1 protein-coding gene is annotated in these 1,424 nt (G+C 61.9%); it reads left to right on the plus strand.

The features are described from left to right. Nucleotides 1-1,227: tetratricopeptide repeat protein (locus NKJ18_RS32900; RefSeq protein WP_352761605.1), on the plus strand; the 1,227-nt coding region annotated here is incomplete at its 5' end. Between the last annotated feature and the right edge of the window lie 197 nt (nucleotides 1,228-1,424).

A 1,424-nucleotide genomic window follows, 5' to 3' on the forward strand; every position in this document is an offset into this window, starting at 1 on the left:
GACCGTGGCATGGCCGGCGTGTTTGCCGTCCAGCACGAGATGAGCGGCGAGATCGCCAAGGCGCTTGGCATGCAACCTTCGGCAGCGGAAAGCGAACGCATGGCGCGGCCGCCGACCGAAAACCTCGAAGCCTACGACTTCTATCTTCGTGCCGAGCAGACAGCACGGACCGGTCGGCGCGACGGCCTGCGGGAGGCGCTCACGCTCTACGACAAGGCCGAGCAGCTCGACCCCGCTTTTGCGGAAGCCTTCGCGGCGGATGCAAGCACGACGGTGTATATCTGGCGTGAATCGTTCAATGACATCATGCAGAGCGCGCCAGCACGAAAGAGAGCATATGAGAAGGCGAGCCGAGCTTTGCAACTCGACCCTGACCTTTCGTCGCCCTATGCTATTCTTGGGATCATGCAGGTCGTGGATCGCCGCTACGAGGAAGCCATCGCTTCGGTCGAGCGAGCCGTCGCACTCGGCCCCGGCGATGCTGAGACGCAAATAGCACTGGGATACGTGCAACTGTTCGCCGGCAGTCATGCTGAGGCTGCCGAAGCGGTCGAGACGGCGCTCAGGCTCGATCCCAATCTTTCACCTGTAAACCGGCAAATTGCCGGTCTGGTCTTTCTAATTCAAGGGAGCAACGACAGGGCGATCGAGGCCCTCGAACGCACCCGCGACGATGCGCCGTCAGTCGGAGATTTCACGATCACGCTTGGTGCCGCCTACGCCCGCGCCGGCCGCCTGCAGGATGCCAGGGCGGCAGTGGCCGAGGGGCTAGGTGCCATGTCCACACCAGGTTTCGATTCATTGTCCGCATACCGACTCAACGGTGCCCAATATCGTAACCCGCAGGATTTGGCTCTCATCGTCGACGCGTTGCAGCAGGCGGGCTTGCCCGAATGGCCGTTCGGTTTCACCGGCGATGAGCACAACCGCTTGAAGGGCAAGGAGATCGCCTCGCTGGTGCTGGGCCATACTCTGCAGGGTCAGCTTGAGCCCGGTCTCCAACCAGCCTTCCTCCAGATCGGGAGCGACGGCAAGGCAGCCTTCCGCTCCACGACGCGGCTGGTCACCGAGACCGTCCGTGTCGATGGCGACTTATTGTGCGAGCTGAGCGAGAATATGTTCGGGCGCCCCGACTGTGGACCCGTCTATAAACGCCGCGACGATGGAGGCGGCGGCTATTCCTTCGTCAACTCAAGCAAGGTGTTTCACTTTACGGTTGTTCAGTAGAAGCACACGCGCGTCATAACGGACGCACACACTCGCGTCCGATGCGGGACTAGAATAGGCTGCGCGAAGCCGCTTGATCGACCAAGGAGGGCGCAGGCAGGTATGGAGCGAAGGCTTACCGCGATCCTTGCTGCCGACGTGGTCGGCTACAGCACGCTCATGGGCGAGGATGAGGTCGGCACGCTCGAACGACTGAA

The sequence above is a fragment of the Mesorhizobium sp. M0217 genome (genome assembly GCF_040321955.1).
In the GTDB taxonomy this organism is placed as follows: Bacteria; Pseudomonadota; Alphaproteobacteria; order Rhizobiales; family Rhizobiaceae; genus Mesorhizobium.